General features: G+C 59.9%; 22 protein-coding genes and 2 pseudogenes. 10 read left to right on the top strand and 14 right to left on the bottom strand.

The features are described from left to right. Positions 1-30: 30 nt before the first annotated feature. From speG to purM, 3 genes are all read right to left on the bottom strand, one after another. Positions 31-585 (bottom strand): spermidine N1-acetyltransferase, encoded by a 555-nt coding sequence (gene speG, locus D7I37_RS00615; protein ID WP_129543146.1) that lies wholly within the window; start codon positions 583-585, stop codon positions 31-33. 113 nt (positions 586-698) lie between these two features. Then, the gene (purN, locus tag D7I37_RS00610) at positions 699-1,337 is read right to left on the bottom strand and encodes a phosphoribosylglycinamide formyltransferase (protein WP_061796630.1); all 639 of its coding nucleotides are present in this window, start codon (positions 1,335-1,337) and stop codon (positions 699-701) included. After that, positions 1,337-2,374: a phosphoribosylformylglycinamidine cyclo-ligase gene (gene purM / locus D7I37_RS00605; RefSeq protein ID WP_061796631.1), complete on the bottom strand. Its 1,038-nt coding sequence runs from the start codon at positions 2,372-2,374 to the stop codon at positions 1,337-1,339. The genes purN and purM overlap by 1 nt, the downstream gene beginning before the upstream one ends. A gap of 255 nt (positions 2,375-2,629) precedes the next feature. On the opposite strand from purM, the gene upp reads away from it, so the two are divergent. Together upp and uraA are read left to right on the top strand one after the other, a co-directional pair. Then, a complete protein-coding gene (gene upp / locus D7I37_RS00600; RefSeq protein WP_006316899.1) occupies positions 2,630-3,256 on the top strand; it encodes a uracil phosphoribosyltransferase in 627 nt (208 codons plus the stop codon). Between the two features lie 131 nt (positions 3,257-3,387). Then, positions 3,388-4,677 carry a uracil permease gene (gene uraA / locus D7I37_RS00595; RefSeq protein ID WP_061796632.1) on the top strand — a complete coding sequence of 430 codons (1,290 nt, stop codon included), beginning with the start codon at positions 3,388-3,390 and terminating at the stop codon, positions 4,675-4,677. 49 nt (positions 4,678-4,726) lie between these two features. On the opposite strand, the gene D7I37_RS00590 is transcribed toward uraA, so the two are convergent. From D7I37_RS00590 to D7I37_RS26925, 3 genes are all read right to left on the bottom strand, one after another. Further along, a complete protein-coding gene (locus D7I37_RS00590; RefSeq protein ID WP_004951888.1) occupies positions 4,727-4,975 on the bottom strand; it encodes a GlsB/YeaQ/YmgE family stress response membrane protein in 249 nt (82 codons plus the stop codon). A 39-nt stretch (positions 4,976-5,014) separates the two neighbouring features. Continuing rightward, a complete protein-coding gene (locus D7I37_RS00585) occupies positions 5,015-5,530 on the bottom strand; it encodes a hypothetical protein (protein ID WP_061796633.1) in 516 nt (171 codons plus the stop codon). A 155-nt stretch (positions 5,531-5,685) separates the two neighbouring features. After that, complete coding sequence (locus D7I37_RS26925; protein ID WP_165283074.1) at positions 5,686-5,877, bottom strand: hypothetical protein; 192 nt, start codon at positions 5,875-5,877, stop codon at positions 5,686-5,688. On the opposite strand from D7I37_RS26925, the gene hda reads away from it, so the two are divergent. Beyond that, on the top strand, positions 5,793-6,494 hold the full coding sequence (gene hda / locus D7I37_RS00580) for a DnaA inactivator Hda (protein ID WP_061796634.1): 702 nt from the start codon (positions 5,793-5,795) through the stop codon (positions 6,492-6,494). The genes D7I37_RS26925 and hda overlap by 85 nt on opposite strands. Positions 6,495-6,537: 43 nt before the next feature. Here hda and arsC read toward each other — a convergent pair whose 3' ends face one another. Together arsC and D7I37_RS00570 are read right to left on the bottom strand one after the other, a co-directional pair. Beyond that, positions 6,538-6,891, bottom strand: a complete 354-nt coding sequence (arsC, locus tag D7I37_RS00575; RefSeq protein WP_061796684.1) for an arsenate reductase (glutaredoxin) — start codon at positions 6,889-6,891, stop codon at positions 6,538-6,540. Positions 6,892-6,911: 20 nt separating this feature from the next. Next, positions 6,912-8,381 (bottom strand): M48 family metallopeptidase, encoded by a 1,470-nt coding sequence (locus tag D7I37_RS00570; RefSeq protein ID WP_061796636.1) that lies wholly within the window; start codon positions 8,379-8,381, stop codon positions 6,912-6,914. A 362-nt stretch (positions 8,382-8,743) separates the two neighbouring features. Between D7I37_RS00570 and D7I37_RS00560 the strand changes: the two genes are divergently transcribed. The 3 genes and pseudogenes from D7I37_RS00560 to D7I37_RS00550 form a co-directional block, all read left to right on the top strand. Continuing rightward, positions 8,744-9,283, top strand: coding sequence for an Rrf2 family transcriptional regulator (locus D7I37_RS00560; RefSeq protein WP_061796637.1), 540 nt, complete (start codon positions 8,744-8,746; stop codon positions 9,281-9,283). 157 nt (positions 9,284-9,440) lie between these two features. After that, positions 9,441-10,649, top strand: a complete 1,209-nt coding sequence (locus D7I37_RS00555) for an NAD(P)/FAD-dependent oxidoreductase (protein WP_095098685.1) — start codon at positions 9,441-9,443, stop codon at positions 10,647-10,649. Between the two features lie 23 nt (positions 10,650-10,672). Then, positions 10,673-10,864, top strand: a pseudogene (locus D7I37_RS00550) (LysE family translocator); the annotation flags it as partial. Between the two features lie 57 nt (positions 10,865-10,921). On the opposite strand, the pseudogene D7I37_RS00545 reads toward D7I37_RS00550, so the two are convergent. Continuing rightward, positions 10,922-11,074 (bottom strand): annotated as a pseudogene (locus D7I37_RS00545) (N-acetyltransferase); the annotation flags it as partial. A 26-nt stretch (positions 11,075-11,100) separates the two neighbouring features. Further along, complete coding sequence (locus D7I37_RS00540; RefSeq protein WP_061796639.1) at positions 11,101-11,703, bottom strand: XRE family transcriptional regulator; 603 nt, start codon at positions 11,701-11,703, stop codon at positions 11,101-11,103. A gap of 43 nt (positions 11,704-11,746) precedes the next feature. Between D7I37_RS00540 and D7I37_RS00535 the strand changes: the two genes are divergently transcribed. The 3 genes from D7I37_RS00535 to D7I37_RS00525 all read left to right on the top strand — a co-directional run bounded on the left by D7I37_RS00535 (position 11,747) and on the right by D7I37_RS00525 (position 15,999). Beyond that, entirely contained in the window at positions 11,747-12,442 is a 696-nt protein-coding gene (locus D7I37_RS00535; RefSeq protein ID WP_095098682.1) for a B3/4 domain-containing protein, read from the top strand. Positions 12,443-12,657: 215 nt separating this feature from the next. Then, positions 12,658-13,737, top strand: a complete 1,080-nt coding sequence (locus tag D7I37_RS00530) for a YncE family protein (protein WP_061796643.1) — start codon at positions 12,658-12,660, stop codon at positions 13,735-13,737. 60 nt (positions 13,738-13,797) lie between these two features. Then, a complete protein-coding gene (locus tag D7I37_RS00525) occupies positions 13,798-15,999 on the top strand; it encodes a TonB-dependent siderophore receptor (RefSeq protein ID WP_061796645.1) in 2,202 nt (733 codons plus the stop codon). 279 nt (positions 16,000-16,278) lie between these two features. Here the strand turns inward: D7I37_RS00525 and D7I37_RS00520 are convergent, their stop codons facing one another. Further along, positions 16,279-16,614, bottom strand: coding sequence for a DUF1493 family protein (locus D7I37_RS00520; protein WP_129543145.1), 336 nt, complete (start codon positions 16,612-16,614; stop codon positions 16,279-16,281). Then, a complete protein-coding gene (locus D7I37_RS00515; protein WP_129543144.1) occupies positions 16,608-17,063 on the bottom strand; it encodes an STM2901 family protein in 456 nt (151 codons plus the stop codon). Before D7I37_RS00515 ends, D7I37_RS00520 begins: the two co-directional genes overlap by 7 nt. 378 nt (positions 17,064-17,441) lie before the next feature. On the opposite strand from D7I37_RS00515, the gene D7I37_RS00510 reads away from it, so the two are divergent. Continuing rightward, positions 17,442-18,515: an AI-2E family transporter gene (locus tag D7I37_RS00510; protein WP_061796652.1), complete on the top strand. Its 1,074-nt coding sequence runs from the start codon at positions 17,442-17,444 to the stop codon at positions 18,513-18,515. A 46-nt stretch (positions 18,516-18,561) separates the two neighbouring features. On the opposite strand, the gene bcp is transcribed toward D7I37_RS00510, so the two are convergent. Together bcp and D7I37_RS00500 are read right to left on the bottom strand one after the other, a co-directional pair. Then, positions 18,562-19,026 (bottom strand): thioredoxin-dependent thiol peroxidase, encoded by a 465-nt coding sequence (gene bcp / locus D7I37_RS00505; protein WP_129543143.1) that lies wholly within the window; start codon positions 19,024-19,026, stop codon positions 18,562-18,564. 2 nt (positions 19,027-19,028) lie between these two features. After that, positions 19,029-19,634, bottom strand: coding sequence for a glycine cleavage system transcriptional repressor (locus D7I37_RS00500; RefSeq protein ID WP_197701101.1), 606 nt, complete (start codon positions 19,632-19,634; stop codon positions 19,029-19,031). Between the last annotated feature and the right edge of the window lie 84 nt (positions 19,635-19,718).

Genomic DNA, 19,718 nt, shown 5'->3' with positions numbered 1-19,718 from the left:
TGCGCGGGTTTTTCTTTTTCATGTTCACTGTCATTTAACCAGCGGTTTATCGCCGGTCTGCGTTTTGAACTTCGCCAGATACTGCGGCTGGAAGATGCACATGCGCAGCACGGTGCGGTATTCGCCGTTGACGAAGAACTCGTCGATCAGTTCGCCTTCCACGTTGAAGCCCAGCTTGCTGTAGATGTGGATCGCCTTGGGGTTTTCCTTGTCGACGATCAGGTACAGCTTGTACAGGTTCAGCACCGAGAAGCCGTAGTCCATCGCCAGGCGGGCGGCGGTGCTGGCGTAGCCTTTGCCCTGGTGGGCAGGATCGATGATGATCTGGAATTCCGCGCGGCGGTGGATGTGGTCGATCTCCACCAGTTCCACCAGCCCGACCTTGGCGCCTTCGTGCTCGATGATAAAGCGCCGCTCGCTTTGATCGTGAATGTGCTTGTCGTAGAGATCGGAAAGCTCGACAAAGGCTTCGTAGGGTTCTTCAAACCAATAGCGCATGACGCTGGCGTTGTTGTCCATTTGATGGACGAACGCCAGATCGTCCCGTTCCAGTGGGCGCAATCTGACGCTGGCAGTGCTGGACATGTGTGTTCCTCTATGTCGTGAAATTGCGCAAAGTATAACCTCAGGGCCGGCATTGCGGCGAAAAAAAACGGCGCCGTGAGGGGCGCCGTTTAGCGGGGGTTCAGGTTGCGCCGTCAGTCGGCGGCGTGGCCCGGCGCCGGCAGGCGTTCGCCGTCCAGCCAGGCGGCGCCTTCACGCATCATTAGGCGGCCTTCGACGAACCAGTTCACCACCAGCGGGTAGAGAGTGTGCTCCTGGGCCTGCACCCGTTCGATCACCTCATCTTCCTCGTCGCCGGGGAAGATAGGCACCTTGGCCTGCAGGATCACCGGGCCGCCGTCGAGCTGTTCGGTAACGAAGTGCACCGAGGTACCGTGTTCGCCGTCGCCGTTGTCTATGGCCTGCCGATGGGTATGCAACCCGGGGTATTTCGGCAGCAGGGAAGGGTGGATGTTCAGCATGCGCCCGGCATAACGCTGCACGAACTGCGGGCTGAGGATGCGCATGTAGCCGGCCAACACCACCAGGCTGGGCTGGTATTGGTCGATGGCGTCCGCCAGCGCCGCGTCGAACGCCGCGCGATCTTCATAGGCTTTGGGATCCAGCGCGTGGGCGGCAATGCCTGCCGCCGCGGCGCGCTGCAGGCCGTAAGCCTGCGCCTTGTTGCTGAATACCGCCGCGATCTCGGCGGCGATCCGGCCCTGCTGGCAGGCGTCAATCAGCGCCTGGAGATTGCTCCCCTGGCCGGAGACCAACACCACGATCTTTTTCATCAGTTGATGACCACTTGCTGTTCGTCAGAAGAAGCGGTCAGTTTACCGATCTTCCAGGCTTTTTCACCTGCCGCGCTCAGCAGCGCGATGGCCGCCTCCACTTCGCTTTCCGGCAGGGCGATAACCATGCCCACGCCGCAGTTGAAGGTGCGGTACATTTCATGGCGGCTGACGTTGCCGGCCTGCTGCAGCCAGTTGAACACCGCCGGCCACTGCCAGCTTGACTCGTCGATCACCGCCTGCATGCCTTCCGGCAGCACGCGCGGGATGTTCTCCCAGAAGCCGCCGCCGGTCAGGTGGGCGATGGCGTGCACGTCAACTTTCTCGATCAGTTCCAGCACCGATTTCACGTAAATCTTGGTGGGCGCCAGCAGGTGGTCCGCCAGCGGTTTGCCTGCCAGATCGGTGGCGGTCGGGTCGGTGTTGCTGACCTCGAGGATTTTGCGCACCAGCGAATAGCCGTTGGAGTGCGGGCCGGAGGCGCCGAGGGCGATCAGCGCGTCGCCGGACTGCACCTTGCTGCCGTCGATGATTTCCGATTTCTCGACCACGCCGACGCAAAAGCCGGCCACGTCGTAGTCTTCGCCGTGGTACATGCCCGGCATTTCGGCGGTTTCGCCGCCCACCAGCGCGCAGCCGGACTGCTTGCAGCCTTCGGCGATGCCGGTGATGACGCTGGCGGCGGTGTCCACGTCCAGCTTGCCGGTGGCGTAGTAATCGAGGAAGAACAGCGGCTCAGCGCCCTGCACCACCAGATCGTTCACGCACATCGCGACCAGATCGATGCCAATGGTGTCGTGACGTTTCAGGTCCATCGCCAGACGCAGCTTGGTGCCTACGCCGTCGGTACCGGAAACCAGCACCGGCTCGCGGTATTTCTGCGGCAACGCACACAGGGCGCCAAAACCGCCCAGACCACCCATCACTTCCGGGCGGCGGGTCTGTTTAACTACACCTTTGATGCGATCTACCAATGCGTTGCCAGCATCGATATCGACACCTGCGTCTTTATAGCTGAGAGAGGTTTTGTCGGTCACTGCGCGATCCCCACGACGGTTTGCGGTTTGAAAACTGTGCTTCCGATGTTGATTCCGGAAAAAGGCGCGGCAATTCTAACAGCGCAGGCAAACGTTTGCGAGCGGCTTGTGAGGCAGCTCCGCTTTTTCGTCATCTATACTGATATTCAAACTTTTGTTGATCCCGATCGGGCTATTGTGGGTGGCGCGACCAAAAAAAGGAGGTATAATCCCGCGATTTTTTTGGCCGTCAACCGCCTTAATAGGAGAAAAATGATGAAGATCGTTGAGGTGAAACACCCGCTGGTAAAACACAAGCTTGGCCTGATGCGCGAAAATGACATCAGCACCAAACGCTTCCGTGAGCTGGCCTCAGAAGTGGGTAGTTTGCTGACCTATGAAGCGACCGCCGATCTGGAGACGGAGAAAGTCACCATCGAAGGCTGGTGCGGGCCGGTTGAAATCGACCAGATCAAAGGGAAAAAAATTACCGTCGTGCCGATCCTGCGCGCCGGCCTGGGCATGATGGAAGGGGTGCTGGAGCACGTGCCGAGCGCGCGCATCAGCGTGGTCGGCGTTTACCGCGACGAAGAGACCCTGGAACCGGTGCCGTACTTCCAAAAGCTGGTGTCCAACATCGAAGAGCGCCTGGCGTTGGTCGTCGACCCGATGCTGGCCACCGGCGGCTCGATGATCGCCACTATCGATCTGCTGAAGAAAGCCGGCTGCAACAGCATCAAGGTGCTGGTGCTGGTGGCGGCGCCGGAAGGCATCGCCGCGCTGGAGAAGGCGCACCCGGACGTGGAGCTGTACACCGCCTCTATCGATCAGTGCCTCAACGAAAAAGGTTACATCGTGCCGGGCCTGGGTGATGCGGGCGACAAGATATTTGGTACCAAGTAACCCATTAGCCGACTTTAATCAGTCGGCTTTTTTATGCGCTTCGTCTTTCAAGCTACCTGGCCGTAACTTGAAATCCATTGAGCATAGATAACTAAGCTTGCATCACCAATAACGATTAAAGGAAAGCACACATGACCCGTCGCGCCATTGGCGTCAGCGAGCGGCCGCCGCTGCTCCAGACCATACCGCTCAGCTTCCAGCACCTGTTCGCCATGTTCGGCGCCACGGTGCTGGTGCCGATCCTGTTCAAGATCAACCCGGCGACGGTGCTGTTGTTCAACGGCGTCGGCACGCTGCTGTACCTGTTTATCTGCAAGGGCAAGATCCCGGCTTACCTCGGCTCCAGCTTCGCGTTCATTTCGCCGGTGCTGCTGCTGTTGCCGCTGGGCTATGAGGTGGCGCTGGGCGGTTTCATCATGTGCGGCGTGCTGTTCTGCCTGGTGGCGCTGATTGTGAAGAAGGCCGGCACCGGCTGGCTGGACGTGATGTTCCCGCCGGCGGCGATGGGGGCGATAGTCGCCGTTATCGGCCTGGAGCTGGCGGGCGTGGCGGCCAATATGGCGGGCCTGTTGCCGGCGGACGGCGCCAGCGCAGACCCCACCACCATCACCATTTCGCTGGTGACGCTGGGGGTGACGGTATTGGGCTCGGTGCTGTTCCGCGGTTTCCTGGCGATCATTCCCATTCTGATCGGCGTGCTGGTGGGCTACGCGCTGTCGTTCTTTATGGGCGTGGTGGATTTGACCCCGATTCGTGAAGCGCACTGGTTCGCGCTGCCGACCTTCTACACCCCGCGCTTCGAGTGGTTCGCCATCTTCACCATCCTGCCGGCGGCGCTGGTGGTGATCGCCGAACACGTCGGCCACCTGGTGGTGACCGCCAACATCGTCAAAAAAGACCTGATCCGCGATCCGGGCCTGCATCGCTCGATGTTCGCCAACGGCATCTCGACGGTGATTTCCGGCTTCTTTGGTTCGACCCCCAACACCACCTACGGCGAAAACATCGGCGTAATGGCGATCACCAAGGTCTACAGCACCTGGGTAATCGGCGGCGCGGCGATCCTGGCTATCCTGCTGTCCTGCGTCGGCAAGCTGGCGGCGGCGATCCAGGCGGTGCCGGTGCCGGTGATGGGCGGCGTGTCGCTGTTGCTGTACGGGGTGATCGGCGCTTCGGGCATCCGCGTGCTGATCGAATCCAAGGTGGATTACAACAAGGCGCAAAACCTGATCCTGACCTCGGTGATCCTGATCATCGGCGTGAGCGGCGCCAAGGTGCATATCGGCGCGGCGGAGCTGAAGGGCATGGCGCTGGCGACTATCGTCGGCATCGGCCTCAGCCTGTTGTTCAAGGTCATCAGCCTCTATCGCAAGGAAGAGGAGGTGATCGACGCGCCGGACGAGTCGGCGGAGCCGAAGTAAACAAAAGGGCAGCCGATGGCTGCCCTTTTTAATGCGGAATGCGCAGGTATCAGCTGCGGATTTTGCGGTATACGAACAGCACCACGATGGCGCCGATAACCGCGACCACGAAGCTGCCGAAGTTGAAACCGTCAACTTTGCCGTAGCCGAAGAAGGTGCTGATATAGCCGCCGACCACGGCGCCCACGATCCCCAATACGATGGTCAGAATAAAGCCGCCGCCGTCTTTGCCCGGCATAATCCATTTAGCCAAAATACCGGCGATCAGGCCGAAAATAATCCAGGAAATAATTCCCATTTACTGCTCCTCTCTATTGCTGTTGCTACTGAGTGTTGATTACTGCTGGGTGGCCGGCTGCGCGTCGTTGCCGTTCGCGCCGTCGACGTCATTCTTCAACGCTTCCGCTTGGTTTTCAGCGCTGTTTTTGATGGCTTCGGTTTTCGCCTTGGCCCGTTCGGTCAGATCGTTGGCGCCGCTGATGGCATCATTTTTGATGCTCTTGGCCTGGTCGACCAACTGCTGGCTCTGCTTGCCGGCGTCATCCCTGAGGGCGGCGGCCTTGGCCTTGGCGTCGTTGGTGATGGCGTCGGCCTGCTTGGCGGCGTCGTCCTTGATGGCGGACGCCTTGTCTTTCAGCTGATCCGCCTGCGTGGCGGCTTCTTTCTTGATTTCTTCGGCCGTCGCTTTCGCTTTGTCCGTCAGATCGTCCGCTTTTTTCTGAGCGGCGTCTTTCATCTGCTCTGCGCTGTCTTTGGCTTTATCCAGGTTGGCGTCAACCTTGGACGAGTCATCACAGCCGGCAACCAACAACCCAATAATTGAGGCCAAAAGCACTTTATTCCATACTTTCATCGTCTATGTCCTTGAAGAAACCTTGTTGATGGTGATTGCGTTTCGCCCCCCTATACTAGGACAGGTTTGCGTTAAATTACAAATTTCGCCCGCTATGGCAGAGGGTTAGCGGTCGATGTCCGCTGCTTATTTCATCGCTTGGCGGCCGGCAACCTTTAGCCATCGTTCATTATTGCGGCATAAAATCCTGCCGGTTCAACAGCGCCGGTTTTCTGTGTTAAACTGAGCGCGTTTTCCTGCCAGTTTTGGTTGAGGTGCTTTTCTGAATACGCCGGCACAGCTTTCACTGCCACTTTATCTTCCCGATGATGAGACTTTCGCCAGTTTTTATCCGGGCGAGAACCCATCCCTGTTAGCCGCGATCCAGTCTGCCGTCCGTCAGGAACATGGCAGCTATATCTATTTTTGGTCGCGCGAGGGCGGCGGGCGCAGCCATCTGCTGCATGCGGCCTGCGCCGAACTTTCGCAGCGGGGAGAAGCGGTGGGCTACGTGCCGCTGGACAAGCGCGCCTATTTCGTGCCCGAAGTGCTGGACGGCATGGAGCAGCTGGCGCTGGTGTGCATCGACAATATCGAGTGCATCGCCGGCGACGAAGAGTGGGAAATGGCGATCTTCAATCTCTACAACCGCATTCTGGAAACCGGCCGCACGCGGCTGTTCATTACCGGCGATCGCCCGCCGCGCCAGCTGAATCTGCATCTGCCGGATCTGGCGTCGCGTCTGGACTGGGGGCAGATTTACAAGCTGCAGCCGCTGTCGGACGAAGAGAAGCTGCTGGCGCTGCAGCTGCGCGGCAAGCTGCGCGGCTTCGAGCTGCCGGAGGACGTGGGGCGTTTCCTGCTGAAGCGGCTGGATCGCGAGATGCGTACGCTGTTCATGACGCTGGATCAGCTCGATCGCGCGTCGATCACCGCCCAGCGCAAACTGACCATCCCGTTCGTCAAAGAGATCCTGGGGCTGTAAATATATTGGGCGCGATATTTATCTATCGCGCCCAAGAGTAACACTACAGGATTTCCAGCACCTGCTCCGGCGGCCGGCCGAGGCGCGCCTTGCCGCCGTTCACCACGATCGGGCGTTCGATCAGCTTCGGGTTGGCCACCATGGCGGCCAGCAGCTGCGGTTCGCTCAGGCTGGCGTCCGCCAGCTTCAATTCCTTGTACACCTCTTCTTTCTTGCGCATCAGATCGCGTGCGGAGCTGAAGCCCAGCGCGTTCAGCAGCTTTTGCAATTCGTCGGCCGACGGCGGGGTGTCCAGATACAGCACCACCCTGGGGTCAACGCCGTGCTGCTCCAGCAGCGCCAGCGTTTCGCGGCTTTTGGAGCAGCGCGGGTTGTGATAAATAGTGACGTTTTTCATGGCGTTCATTCCTTGTTAAATCAGCTGCGCTGGTACTGGCGGAAGCGTTGTTGCAGCTGGCGCAGCTGGTCGATGCGCGCATCGTAACGCGCCTGTTTCAGGCTGCCGAGCTTTTGCAGCGAGCTGGCGTTGCTGAGCAGGCCGATGGCCTGATCGAGATTGCCGGTCAGCGCCAGGCTCTCGGCGCGGGCGGAGAGCTCTTCATCGCGCAGCCCTTGGGCGGCGCTGGCCTGCGCCAGCAGATCCCAACCGTTCGGATCGTCCGGATGGGCGAAGGTGTAGCGGTTGAGAATTTTCGACGCCTGGGCCGGCTGGTTGCCTTCAACGTAGGCGTTGGCCAGGTTGAGCTGCAGCACGCTGTTGCTGCTCTGGGCGGCGTTGGCGGCCTGCAGGCGGGCGATGGCCTGCGGCGCGCGTTTCTGACCGAGATCGATGTCGGTCATCAGATCGAGCAGCCAGACGTTTTTCGGCTCCTGCGTCAGCAGCGGCTGGATGATATTGCGCGCGTCATCGTACTTTTTCGCCTGATAGAACAGGATGGCGCGGCCGTATTTGGCGGCCATCTGCTCACGCACGTTGCCTTTGCCGTAGGTGGCGAGCAGTTCCTCCGTCAGCCCATAGCCTTCGGAGCTGTACATGCCCAGCGAACGCACCTTGGCCATCAGGTAATCCTGCGAGGACTGCACGATATGCTTCGGCATCTGGTTGGCGCGGTTGCGCGCATCGGAAAGCCGGCTGTCCGGCAAGGGGTGGGTCAGCAGCATTTCCGGCGGCTTGGAGGCGTAGCGCGACTGATCCGCCAGCTTCTGCAGGAAATCGGGCATCGCTTCCGGATCGAAACCGGCGCGCTGCAGCACCTGAATGCCGATGCGGTCCGCTTCCTGCTCGTTCGATTGGGTAAAGCTGATCATGCCCTGCTGGGTGCCGGCCAGGGTGCCGCTCAGCGCCGCCATGCCCATGGTCGGGTTAGCCATCGCCAGCAGAATGGAGCCGAGCGCGCCCACCCAGGTCAGCGGGGCGCTGCGCTGCTGGTCCTCCATCGCGCGCGCCAGGTGGCGCTGGGTGACGTGCGAAATTTCGTGCGCCAATACCGAAGCCAGCTGGCTTTCGTTTTCACTGACGCGGAACAGCGCGGAGTGCAGCACTACGTTGCCGCCGAAGAAGGCGAAGGCGTTGATCTCGTCGTTGCGCACCAGATAAAAGTGGAACGGCGTGCGCACCGAATAGGCGCTCGCCACCAGCCGGTTGCCCAGCTGATTGATGTATTGGGTCAGCAGCGGATCGTTAATCAACGGGGCGCTGGCGCGCAGTTGGCGAACGTAGAAGTCGCCCATCGCCAGCTCCTGACCGATGCTCAGCGTGCCGCCGGCGGAGGTGCCGATATCCGGCAGCTGATCCTGGCTCTCCGCCAGCGCCGGCGCCAACGCGCTGGCGTTGAGGGTGCCGAGCAACAGTACCGCTATCGCTGTTTTGGTCAACCGGATGGTCATAATCGGGCGTTTCCCTTAAATAGTCATCATCTAAGACGTCAGCATCAGGCAAGAGTTCTTCTTCCGTGCCGGGCTCACCGGTGCAATCCGCGCGAAAGTGCGTTGGCTCACAAAAATGTCCGCGTCACGGCGCCGTTTCAACAGATCACATCATAGTCAGCCGCAGGCCACAATGAAACTTTCGCTCGGGGTTAATCAGGCAAAAATGTTTTATTTTTCATTTCGGAATGCGCATCTCCCGGTTGCCGGAGGCGGGACCTCGCAAACAACAAAGACAAACTTTGTCCGCGTTTTATTGACAGCATAAACGGAGACTAATATAGTCTGTGTTATTGAAGACACTCTCACACCGAAGACGGAATATGGCCTTTATCACAACCAGCGTTGAATATGGCATCCACTGTTTGCTCTGGCTGGTCGGCGACAATCAGCGCGCCCTCAGCAGCCGCGAGCTGGCGGAACTGCAGGGAATTTCCCCCAGCTTCCTCGCCAAGATCTTCCCGAAGCTCGAAAAGGCCGGGATCGTCGCGGCCAGCGAAGGGGTGCGCGGCGGCTACCGGCTGGCGCGCCCGGCGGATGAGATCAGCTTCCTCGAAATTATCGACGCCATCGAGGGGCACAAACCGCTGTTCGACTGCCAGGAAGTGCGCGGCCGCTGCGCGGTGTTCGACAATTCGCCGCCGGACTGGGCGCTCTCCGGCAAGTGCGCGATCCACGCGGTGATGCTGCAGGCGGAGAAGGCGATGCGCGACGCCCTGGCGGCGCAAACCCTCGGCGCCGTCGCCACCCGCTTCGGCCGCAAGGCGCCGCCGGAGTTCTTCAGCGAGGTCAACATCTGGATGGATGAACGCATGACGGAGCGCACCACCCGCAGCGGCAAACCGGCGCGCGCCAAGCCTTAACCGCCGCCGCCTTTCCCCATTGATTTTTACCCGCCGGTCCGGAAAAGGCGGGGGTCCTTCTGCACCCGCTTGACCGGGGGCGGAGCGGGATCGTTCGTCCGGAAAATGTCTCGGGCAGCCCCATGGCCCGGTTAATCAGGTATCAAGGAGTTATGCAATGACACAGAAAATAGCGATCGCCGGGTCTGGTTTTGCCGGTTTCTGGGCCGCGGTTTCCGCCATGCGCGCCATCACCCTGGCCGGTAAGGTGGGCGAAATCGACGTGACCATGGTGTCGCCGACGCCGAACGTCACCATCCGACCGCGCCTGTATGAAGCGGTGCTGGACAACATGAGCCCGGATATCTCCGCCCAGCTCGCCGCCGTCGGGGTCGAGCACCTGGCCGGTTTGGTTGAGCATATCGATGCCGAAAACCACACCCTGACGGTGGCGAAGGCGGGCGGCCAAAAGGTCACGCTGGCTTACGATCGCCTGGTGCTGGCGACCGGCAGCCAGCTGTTCGTGCCTGCGGTGCCCGGTTTTGCGGAGTACGGTTTCAACGTCGACACGCTGGAAAACGCGCAGCGGCTGGACGCCCATCTGAAAGCGCTGGCCGATAAGCCGCACAGCGCGGCGCGCAACACCGCCGTGGTGGTTGGCGGCGGCCTGACCGGGCTGGAAAGCGCCGCCGAAATGCCGCAGCGGCTGCGCGACGTTTTTGGCCGCGAGGCCGAGGTGCGCACGGTGATCGTGGATACCGCGCCGGAGGTGGGCGCCGGAATGGGGGCGGAGCCGGCGGCGGTGATCCGGCAGGCGCTGGCGGAATGCGGCGTCGAGACGCGCGCCGGGGTGCGCGTGACCGCCATCGACGCGCAGGGCGTCACGTTATCGAACGGGGAGCGCATCGCCGCCAATACGGTGATATTGGCCGCGGGCATGCGGGCGAATCCGCTGACGGCGCAGATCCCCGGCGAGCGCGACGGCTCCGGGCGCATTATCGGCGACGCCTTCCTGCGCGCGCCGTCGGCGGCGGGCGTGTTCGTCACCGGGGATACGGTGAAGGCGGCGACCGACGATGCGGGCAACCATAACGTCATGTCCTGCCAACATGCGATGAGCCTCGGGCGCGTCGCCGGCCACAACGCCGCGGCGGAGCTGGCCGGGCTGCCGGTGCATCCTTACAGCCAGCCGAAATATGTCACCTGTCTCGATCTCGGTCCCTGGGGGGCGCTTTACACCGAAGGCTGGGATCGTCAGGTGCGGTTCACCCGGCAAGAGGGCAAGAAGATCAAGCGGGAGATCAATACCCAGTGGATTTATCCGCCGGCGGCGGATCGTGACGCGCTGTTCGCCGTCGCCAATCCGGATTTCGTGATCGTGCCTTAAGCGATAAAACGGGAGCGTTTCCGCTCCCGCTGCAGATCCTGGCGTTGGGGATGCTGCATCTGGTCAGCTGCGGGCTGGTTTATTTGCTGGTGGGGTTTGGCTCGCCATCGGTACTGCGGGCGCGCCCGCAGGCCGCGCGGAGGGTCAGCCGCATTTCCGGCGCCGCCATGCCGATCATTGCGATTGGCCTGCTGCTCGAGCAGGCGCTGAAATAAGACGCTATTTCCAGCCGGCTTGCGCCGCAGCCCCGCTCAGCGGCGGTAAATGTCCGGCCGGGCGAAACCGATTTGCCCGTCGCCGTCAAACAGGCCAAAACACAGGCTGTTGGCGATGGAAAGGCGCACGGTATCCCTGTCGATGCCCTCGGCCCAGGAGGAGCGCGTCAGGTAAGCGGCCCGGCGCCAAACCTGCGGAGTCAGTGCCATAATTTCACCTTGTCAGTCATAAAGGATCAGGAATGAAGCTCGGCGACGGTCATGGTGAACACCAGCTTGTCGTCGCCCTCGTTGGCGTAATGGTGCCGGCCATCGGTTTTGGCGACGGCCGAGTTGCCTTTGGCGATGAAAAGTTCGGCATTGTCGACCCCCAGGCTAAGCTCGCCTTGCTCGACATGCAGCAGTTCGAAAGTGCCCTGCGGGTGCCCGCTTGATTCATAGCGTTCGCCCGGAAACATCTCCCAACGCCACATCTCGATCATGTTCGGGCCGCTGGTTCCCGCCAATAAACGGGCGGAGCCGCCGGCATCGCCGGTCCACAGCGTCGGCATATCCTGGCTTGCGATCAGATAGGCCGCCGGCGCGCTGGCGACATTGACAATATCGGCGACCGACAGGCCGAGAGCCGCGGCGAGTTTGCACAAAATGGCGATGCTGGGATTGGCGGCGCCTTTCTCGATTTCGACCAGCATGCCTTTGCTGACCCCGGCGCGCCGGGATAGCTCATCGAGGGAGATTTTCTGGCTTTTCCGGTGCTGCTTGATGCGCCGGGACACCGCTTCGCTGACCGTTTGCACGTCCGCGCCGCAGTCGGTCGGTTTATTGACTTTTTTGGTCATTGGTCGTTAATATGAAATAAATTAGTCATTATAGGATTATCCAATGCTTGCCGTTATTCCGTCAATAGATCCCGCCGTTACGGCTTTGGCCCCCGGGTTTCGCGCCCTGAGCATTACGGTTGAGGCCGCGCCGATCCTTAACCCGGAGGTTGCCGCTCAAGCGTTGGCGAGGGCCTGCCGCGCCGTCGCCTCCGATGAGGCGCCCTGGGCTGAAGCGCACCTGGCCGCCTGGTCCGAAACCTTCAAACAGTTCGGCGCCAAACCCAAGCGCACCCCGTGCTCCGCCGAAGCCCTGCGCAAGCGCGTGCTGCGCGATGGCGCGATGCCCAGCATCGATCCGGTTGTCGATCTCTATAACGCCGTCAGCATTCAGTATGCCGTGCCGGTGGGCGGTGAAAATATCTCAGCCTATGTCGGTGAGCCGAGACTGACCGTCGCCAGCGGCGATGAGCTGTTCGATACCGTTAAAGAGGGGGCGCTGGCCCATGAATCTCCAGAGCCGGGAGAAGTCGTCTGGCGAGATGAACAGGGGGTGACCTGCCGCCGCTGGAACTGGCGCCAGGGCGTTCGAACCCGACTGAGTTCGGACGCCAGCCGGATGTGGTTTATTCTTGAAGGCCTGCCGGCGATGCCGCTGGAGGCGCTGCATGCGGCGGGGGACGAGCTGATCGCAGGGCTGCGGCTCATGATGCCGGGCATGGCGTTCGATACGCGACTCATCGGTTTTGACGGCCGCTGATTGCGCTTGATTGCGTAAACAATAATGAGTATGGTTCTCATTCTCTTTGTTATTCGCGGGCGCGCGAGGGACGAATCTGCCCGCTATAGAGTGAAAAACCATTCACAGGGAAACAATGAGACGCGCGGCGGGGCCCGTTTCTCGTTATGAGAAAGCCAAAAACAATCCGCAAGGGCCACCGCTAAATACGTTTTATATGGTCAAGGATTTCCCTGATGAAGATGAAAATCTCTGCGCTCGCCTTGGTGATGACGCTGGCGCTGAGCGGCTGTGTGGCCCACCCGGCGTCTACCGCCAGCCCCGCAGCTCAACCTGCGGCGGCGACTCAACCCGGCAATATCGTTAAGCGCGAACTGGCGAACGGCCTGTATGAAATGGCGCTGACGCCGGCGGGCGATGCGCTGTACGTCGCCAGTTCCGAAGGCTTCAAGGACGTGCAGGGCGGGGTGGTGTACAAGCTGGACGCCAAAACGCTGAAAACCATTGGCGCCAGCCATACCGACCTGAAAAACTTCGCCGCGCAGATCTCGCCGGACGGCAAGACCCTGTATGTCAGCAACTCTCTGGACGGCGGCATCAGCGCGATCGATGCCGCCGACGGCAAAGTGAAGGGCCGGTTGTTGTTCAGCGAACGCAATGACAAGGGGTTGCCGTATGGCGCACGCGAGATCCTGCTGCACAAGGATACGCTGTACGTGGGCGCGGTGGCCGATCCGGCGGTGATTTGGGTGGTTGACGCCAACACGCTGCAACTCAAAACGCGCATCAAAAACACCGGCAAATGGATGACCGGCCTGCATTACTCCGAACGGACCCAGCGTCTGTACGCCGCTAACGGCAGCGGCGAGATCCTGGTGATCAACCCGCGCACCAACCGCATCGAAAAACGCTGGAAGCCGCTGGGCGACAAGCCTGCGCTGTTGCTGAACATGGCGGAGGATGACCAAACCGGGCGCCTGTTCGTGACCGATAATTCCAAGGCCAAGACGACGCTGGTGTTGGACATTCGCACCGGCAAGCTGTTGAAACAGCTTGAGGTCGGCGATTCGCTGGCGGTTAAATTCAATCCGCAGCGCAATGAGATTTACATCTCGCAGCGCGAGTCCGGCAAGGTGCTGAGCCTGGACGCCACCCGCTACGTCGTGAAACAGAGCTGGGATCTGCCGCCGAATCCCAACAGCCTGCTGTTGTCCGCCGATGGCCAAACGCTGTTCGTTACCGTCAAGCAGCCGTTTAACCGAGATCACTCCACCCCGGGCCCCGACAGCGTGGTCCGCATCGATTTGAATAAATAAGCCTTACCGGCCCGGCAACGGGCCATTTTTGTTCTATTTATCCTCATAAATGAGTGAATTATGCACAACACCAGTTCAACGAATTTTCCGTTACGCAAAACGGTATTGGCGCTGGCCATCGGCGCGCTGAGCCATGGTTTGCCGGCGATGGCGGCGGAGAGCGGCGGCAAGAAAAACCAGGAGGAAACCCTGGTGGTGCAGGCGGCGAAAGGCAGTGATTTTAACGCCGGCGGCGACGAGTTGGTTCCCGCCTACCTCGACGGGCAGATTGCGCACGGCGGTCGCCTGGGCATGCTGGGCGAACAAAGGGCGATGGACGTGCCGTTTAACGTGATCGGCTACACCGCGAAGCTGGTGCAGGATCAGCAGGCGAAAACCATCGCCGACGTCGTCAGCAATGATGCGGGCGTTCAGGCGGTGCAGGGGTACGGCAACTTCGCCGAAACCTACCGCATTCGCGGTTTCTCGCTGGACGGCGACGACATGACGATGGGCGGTTTGCCGGGCGTGGTGCCGCGTCAGGTGGTGGATACCCAGATGCTGGAGCGCGTGGAGGTGTTCAAGGGCGCCAACGCCTTGCTGAATGGCCTGGCCTCCAGCGGCGTGGGCGGCATGATCAACCTCGAGCCGAAACGAGCCGAAGACACCCCCACCACGCAGCTGGGCCTCGATTACACCTCCGATTCGCAGGTGGGCGGCACGCTGGATCTGGGGCGCCGTTTTGGCGACAACAACCAGTTCGGCGCGCGCGTCAACCTGGTGCACCGCGAAGGGGAAACGACGGTCGACGCCGACAAGCGCCGCACCACGCTGGCTTCGCTGGGGCTGGACTACCGCGGCGATCGCTTCCGTTCCTCGCTGGACTTCGGCTATCAGAAAAAGACCTTCCATGGCGGCACCATGGGGCTCAACATCAGCGGGGTCGATTTTATTCCCGCGGTGCCGGATACCCGCAAAAATTACAGCCAGAAATGGGGCTACAGCGATATCGAAAATGAATTCGGCATGGCGAAGGCGGAATACAGTCTGACCCCACGCTGGAAAATCTACGCCGGCGCAGGGGCGCAGCATGGTCATGAAACCGGGCTCTACAGCGCGCCGAAGCTGATTAACGCCGACGGCGACGCCACGGTCGGCCGCCTGGACACCAATCGCATTATCGACGCGTTCAGCGGCATGGCGGGCATCAGCGGCGAGTTCGCTACCTGGGATGTTTCGCATAAGGTCAACGTCGGCTATTCCGCGCAGATCAAACGCGACAAAACGGCGTGGCGCATGTCGGCCAACAATCCGACCACCAACATCTATGACAACCATGATGTCCCGGTGCCGGATAACGCCTACTTTGGCGGCAATTATTCCGATCCGCTGACCACCGCGCGCACCCGCACCCAGGGCTGGCTGTTCAGCGATACGCTCGGCTTCTTCAATGACCGGCTGCTGTTTACCGCCGCGGCGCGCCACCAGAAAGTGGTGGTGCGCAACTACAGCAACGCCACCGGCCTGGAGGACACCTCGTCCCGCTATACCCAAAGCCGCTGGATGCCGACCTTTGGCCTGGTGTACAAGCCGTGGGAGGCGCTGTCGCTGTATGCCAACCATACCGAAGCGCTGCAGCCCGGCGGGAATGCGCCGCAGGGGGCGGAAAACTATGGCCAGAGCACCGGCATCGCGCGCTCCAAACAAAACGAAGTGGGGGCGAAAGTCGATTTCGGGCGGGTGGGCGGCTCGCTGGCGCTGTTCGAGATCACCCAGCCTTCCGCCATGCTCAACAGCAGCAATTACTATGCGCTGGACGGCGAGCAACGCAACCGCGGCGTCGAGCTGAACCTGTTCGGCGAACCGACGCTCGGCCTGCGCCTCAACGGCAGCGCCACCTGGCTGGATCCCAAACTGACCAAAACCGGCGGCGGAGCCAACGACGGCAATAACGCCATCGGCGTGGCGAAGTTCTACCTGGCGATGGGAGCCGAATATGACATCAAGCCGGTTGACGGCCTGACGGCGACCGCCAGGGTTCGGCACACCGGCTCGCAATACGCCGATGCCGCCAATACCAAAAAGCTCGATAGCTACACCACGCTGGATCTCGGCCTGCGTTACCGCATGCGCGTGAATGCGGATCAAAACGGCATGGTATGGCGGGTTGGCGTGGACAACGTCACCAACGAGAAATATTGGGCCAGCGTCGAGAACAACGGCACCTATATCTTCCAGGGGCAATCGCGCACTCTGAAAGCCTCGGTAACCTACGACTTCTGATGCTCGCCGCAGCCGCGCGCGGCCTTGCTCCGGCGAGGCCGCCGTTCTTCGGCATTCGCCGTGTGGTTTAGCACGCCGTTTTCCAAATCGGGGCGGTACCCTCTCACTTTCACTACGGACGATGATAATTGGTTATGTAGATCAGTTACATGATATCGATCGGTGAAAACGATCGACTTGGATGCATTGAGCGAGTTCTGGAACTGGGATCACAGGCAAAAAAACCGGCGCGATGGCCGGAAGCGATGAATCAGGGTACAAAAATGCCAGCCGTTGCCATCAGTACAACCAGCGCCCGGCCCTGGCGGACTCGATAAGCATATTGACGGTAAATGGCGGAGCTTCGGGGAGGTCCTTTTCACGCCTGAACAAATTTTTGAGCAATGTACCCATCGGCGGATCAGGGTAATAGATTTTGATATTGAATCCTGCCTTATCTACTGAGAATGATTCAAAAAACGCATCCATCAGTTCTTCAGCTTCAGACCATTCCATGCCTATGTCAGCATCAATATCAGAAGCTGGCGTTATCTTTGGGGGGCGGCCGGTGATGACCGTACCATAATGCTTTCTGACGAGGGCGATAACCTGCTCCTCAAGCGTCTCGGCTACCATAAGCGGTCCTCTTCACGGGCAATTTTGTTATAGGCGACAACGCTCTCAATGCTGATTCGTGAGACATCATAGGCGAGAATGAACCAGCCGACGACCGGCACTGTCCGGCCAACGAAGGTGCCGATGTTCGAGATCATCTTTCGCCTAACCCCTTCCACGGGGTTACCTATAAATGTTGGTAGCTGTATCCCATAGGGGAATTTGGCGTTACCAAAGATCTTGCGTGAAGCCACGCTGGCGACTGATGTTCCCTTTTTGGCTCCGGCAGGTTTCTGTCTGGTTGGTAAAATAGCCATACCTGAGACAATGGCCGCTACGGCACCAACATCACCGACACCAAGCTGCTGCATGGTTTTATCCACAAAAACCCAGAAGAACAGCTCACCGGCGCTAAGGCGCTCCATTCCAGCATAAAAATATTTTCCACCTAACTCTTCAACAGTATCCATACCAGTTTCCGTAGCTTAAATACGTTCGTAACATAGCCAATGGTAGAGAGGTTTTCAACGTTCAAAGGATGAGCAAAGATGTAAGATCAGGAGGGGGAATGGTTAAGTGTGCCACTTAGTTTGATACAGGCCGCACTATTTTGATTTTATGCGAATCAATTTTTCATTTCACGCGGCTTGCAACCCTGCGTTTGCCACCCGCTCCCGTATGATAATGGGCATGTAATGCCACTGCTGACGACTGGCCGACCACGCCGGTGTTGATGTAAGGTGGAGGTGTTTTAAGCGCTTTGATTTTCGGTGATCCGTTCACCCCATAAAAATACCAACCCCAGGAACCGCAATGCCCGCCAGTCAAACCTCTAGGAGCACTCTCTGATGCTGGAGATGTTATTACAGTGGTACCGCCGCCGCTTCACCGATCCGCAGGCCATCGCGCTGCTGGTGATCCTGCTCGCCGGTTTCCTCATTCTTTATTTTTTGCACGGCATTCTGACCCCGCTGCTGGTGGCCATCGTGCTGGCGTATCTGCTGGAGTGGCCGACCGCGCGCCTGCAGCGCATCGGCTGTTCGCGCAATTGGGCGGCGAGCATGGTGATGATCATGTTCGCCGGCATCGCGATGCTGCTGGTGTTCGTGGTGGCGCCCACCGCCTGGCAGCAGGGCATCAACCTGATGACCGATCTGCCGGGGATGCTCAATCAGTTCTATAACTTCGCCGCGACGCTGCCGAAGCGCTACCCGGCGCTGGTGGACGCCGGCATCATCGACATGATGGCGGAGAACCTGCGCGGCAGGCTGTCCGGCATGGGCGAGTCGGTGGTGAAGTTCTCGCTGGCTTCGCTGGTCGGGCTGCTGACGTTGGCTATCTACCTGATCCTGGTGCCGATGATGATGTTCTTCCTGCTGAAGGACAAAGAGCAGATGCTCAACGCGGTGCGCCGGGTGCTGCCGCGCAACCGCGGGCTGGCGGGGCAGGTGTGGCAGGAAATGAACCAGCAGATCACCAACTATATCCGCGGCAAGGTGCTGGAGATGGTGATCGTCGGGGTGGCGACCTATCTGGTGTTCGTGGTGCTGGATATGCGCTATTCGCTGCTGTTGGCGGTGCTGGTCGGTTTCTCGGTGCTCATCCCCTACATCGGCGCGGTGCTGGTCACCATTCCGGTAGTGGTGGTGGCGATGTTCCAGTGGGGCGTCGGCGCCGATTTTTGGACGCTGATCGTCGCTTATCTGGTGGTGCAGGGGCTGGACGGCAACCTGCTGGTGCCGATCCTGTTCTCGGAGGCGGTCAACCTGCATCCGCTGGTGATCATTTTGTCGGTGATTATTTTCGGCGGGCTGTGGGGCTTCTGGGGCGTATTCTTCGCCATTCCGCTGGCGACGCTGGTGAAGGCGGTGATCCACGCCTGGCCGGATGAACTGCGGGTGGAAGTGGAAGACAACGCCTGACGGACGGAATAACGAAGCGCAGCGGGGCCGCTGCGCTTCGTGAAGATTACTGCTGCAGGTAGCTCAGAACGATGTCGTGATGATTGGTGGTCTTGAAATCATCGAACACTTTCTCAACCTGGCCTTTGCCGTCGATCAGGAAGCTGATGCGGTGAATGCCGTCGTAGGTTTTGCCCATAAAGGTTTTTTCACCCCACACGCCAAACTGCTGCGCCACCTGATGATCTTCGTCAGACAGCAGCGTGAAGTTGAGTAACTCTTTATCGGCAAAACGCGACAGTTTTTCCGGCTTGTCGGTGCTGATCCCCAGCACTTCGACACCGGCCTTTTTCAATTCGTCCATGTTATCCCGCAGGCCGCAGGCCTGCACGGTGCAGCCCGGCGTCATCGCCTTGGGGTAAAAATATACCAACACTCGCTGTCCCTGGAAGTCGGCCAAATTAATTTCCTCACCGTCCTGGTCAGGCAAACTAAATTTCGGCGCTGTGTCACCGGCTTTCAATGGGCTCATCACTACTCTCCATCTTTCTCGTCATGCTGTGGATAGTTCACCACGCTAATACTGCCTTGCGCGTTCAATTCTGTACATAGGCGATGAAAGGCTTGCTCAATATTTGAGGCATCCCGGTCGCCGGAGCTGTGCGCGGTGATCTGGATATACAGCTGCGGCGGCAGGTCGCCGTCCGCCGGCTGGGTGCGCGACACCAGCTCGGCGATGTTCATCTGGCTGGAGTCGAACAGGTCGGTGAAGCGTTCGATGATATGCGGCGAGTCTTTCACCTCGACCTGCACCCACACGGTGGCGGGCATGGGCGGTCGCTCATGCGCGTTGGTGCGCTTCATCACAATCAGCAGCTCCAGCTCGGCGCCCTTTTGCGGCAGGGTGGATTCGATCAGCGTGATGGCGTTCCAACTGCCGGACAGCAGCATGATGAAGGTGAACTCCTCTCCCAGCATGGCCAGACGGCTATCTTCGATATTGCATCCGCAACTGCTGACGTGGCGGGTGATGGTATTGACGATCCCGGTGCGGTCGGCGCCGAGCGCGGTAATCACGAGATAGTGTTCATCTGGCTTAGGCAAAATGGCGCTTCCTGTCGTGCTCAATGGGGTTACCATGGTAAACATAAAAAAAACCGCCTGCCAAGCGCTTACAACGCCGTTGTTCGCTTGCTTTTGGATAGGCAGCAAAAGTACCATGAG

This window comes from Serratia sp. 1D1416 (assembly GCF_003641105.1).
GTDB lineage: Bacteria > Pseudomonadota > Gammaproteobacteria > Enterobacterales > Enterobacteriaceae > Serratia > Serratia ficaria.
This window is presented reverse-complemented; position numbering and strand designations above follow the sequence as displayed.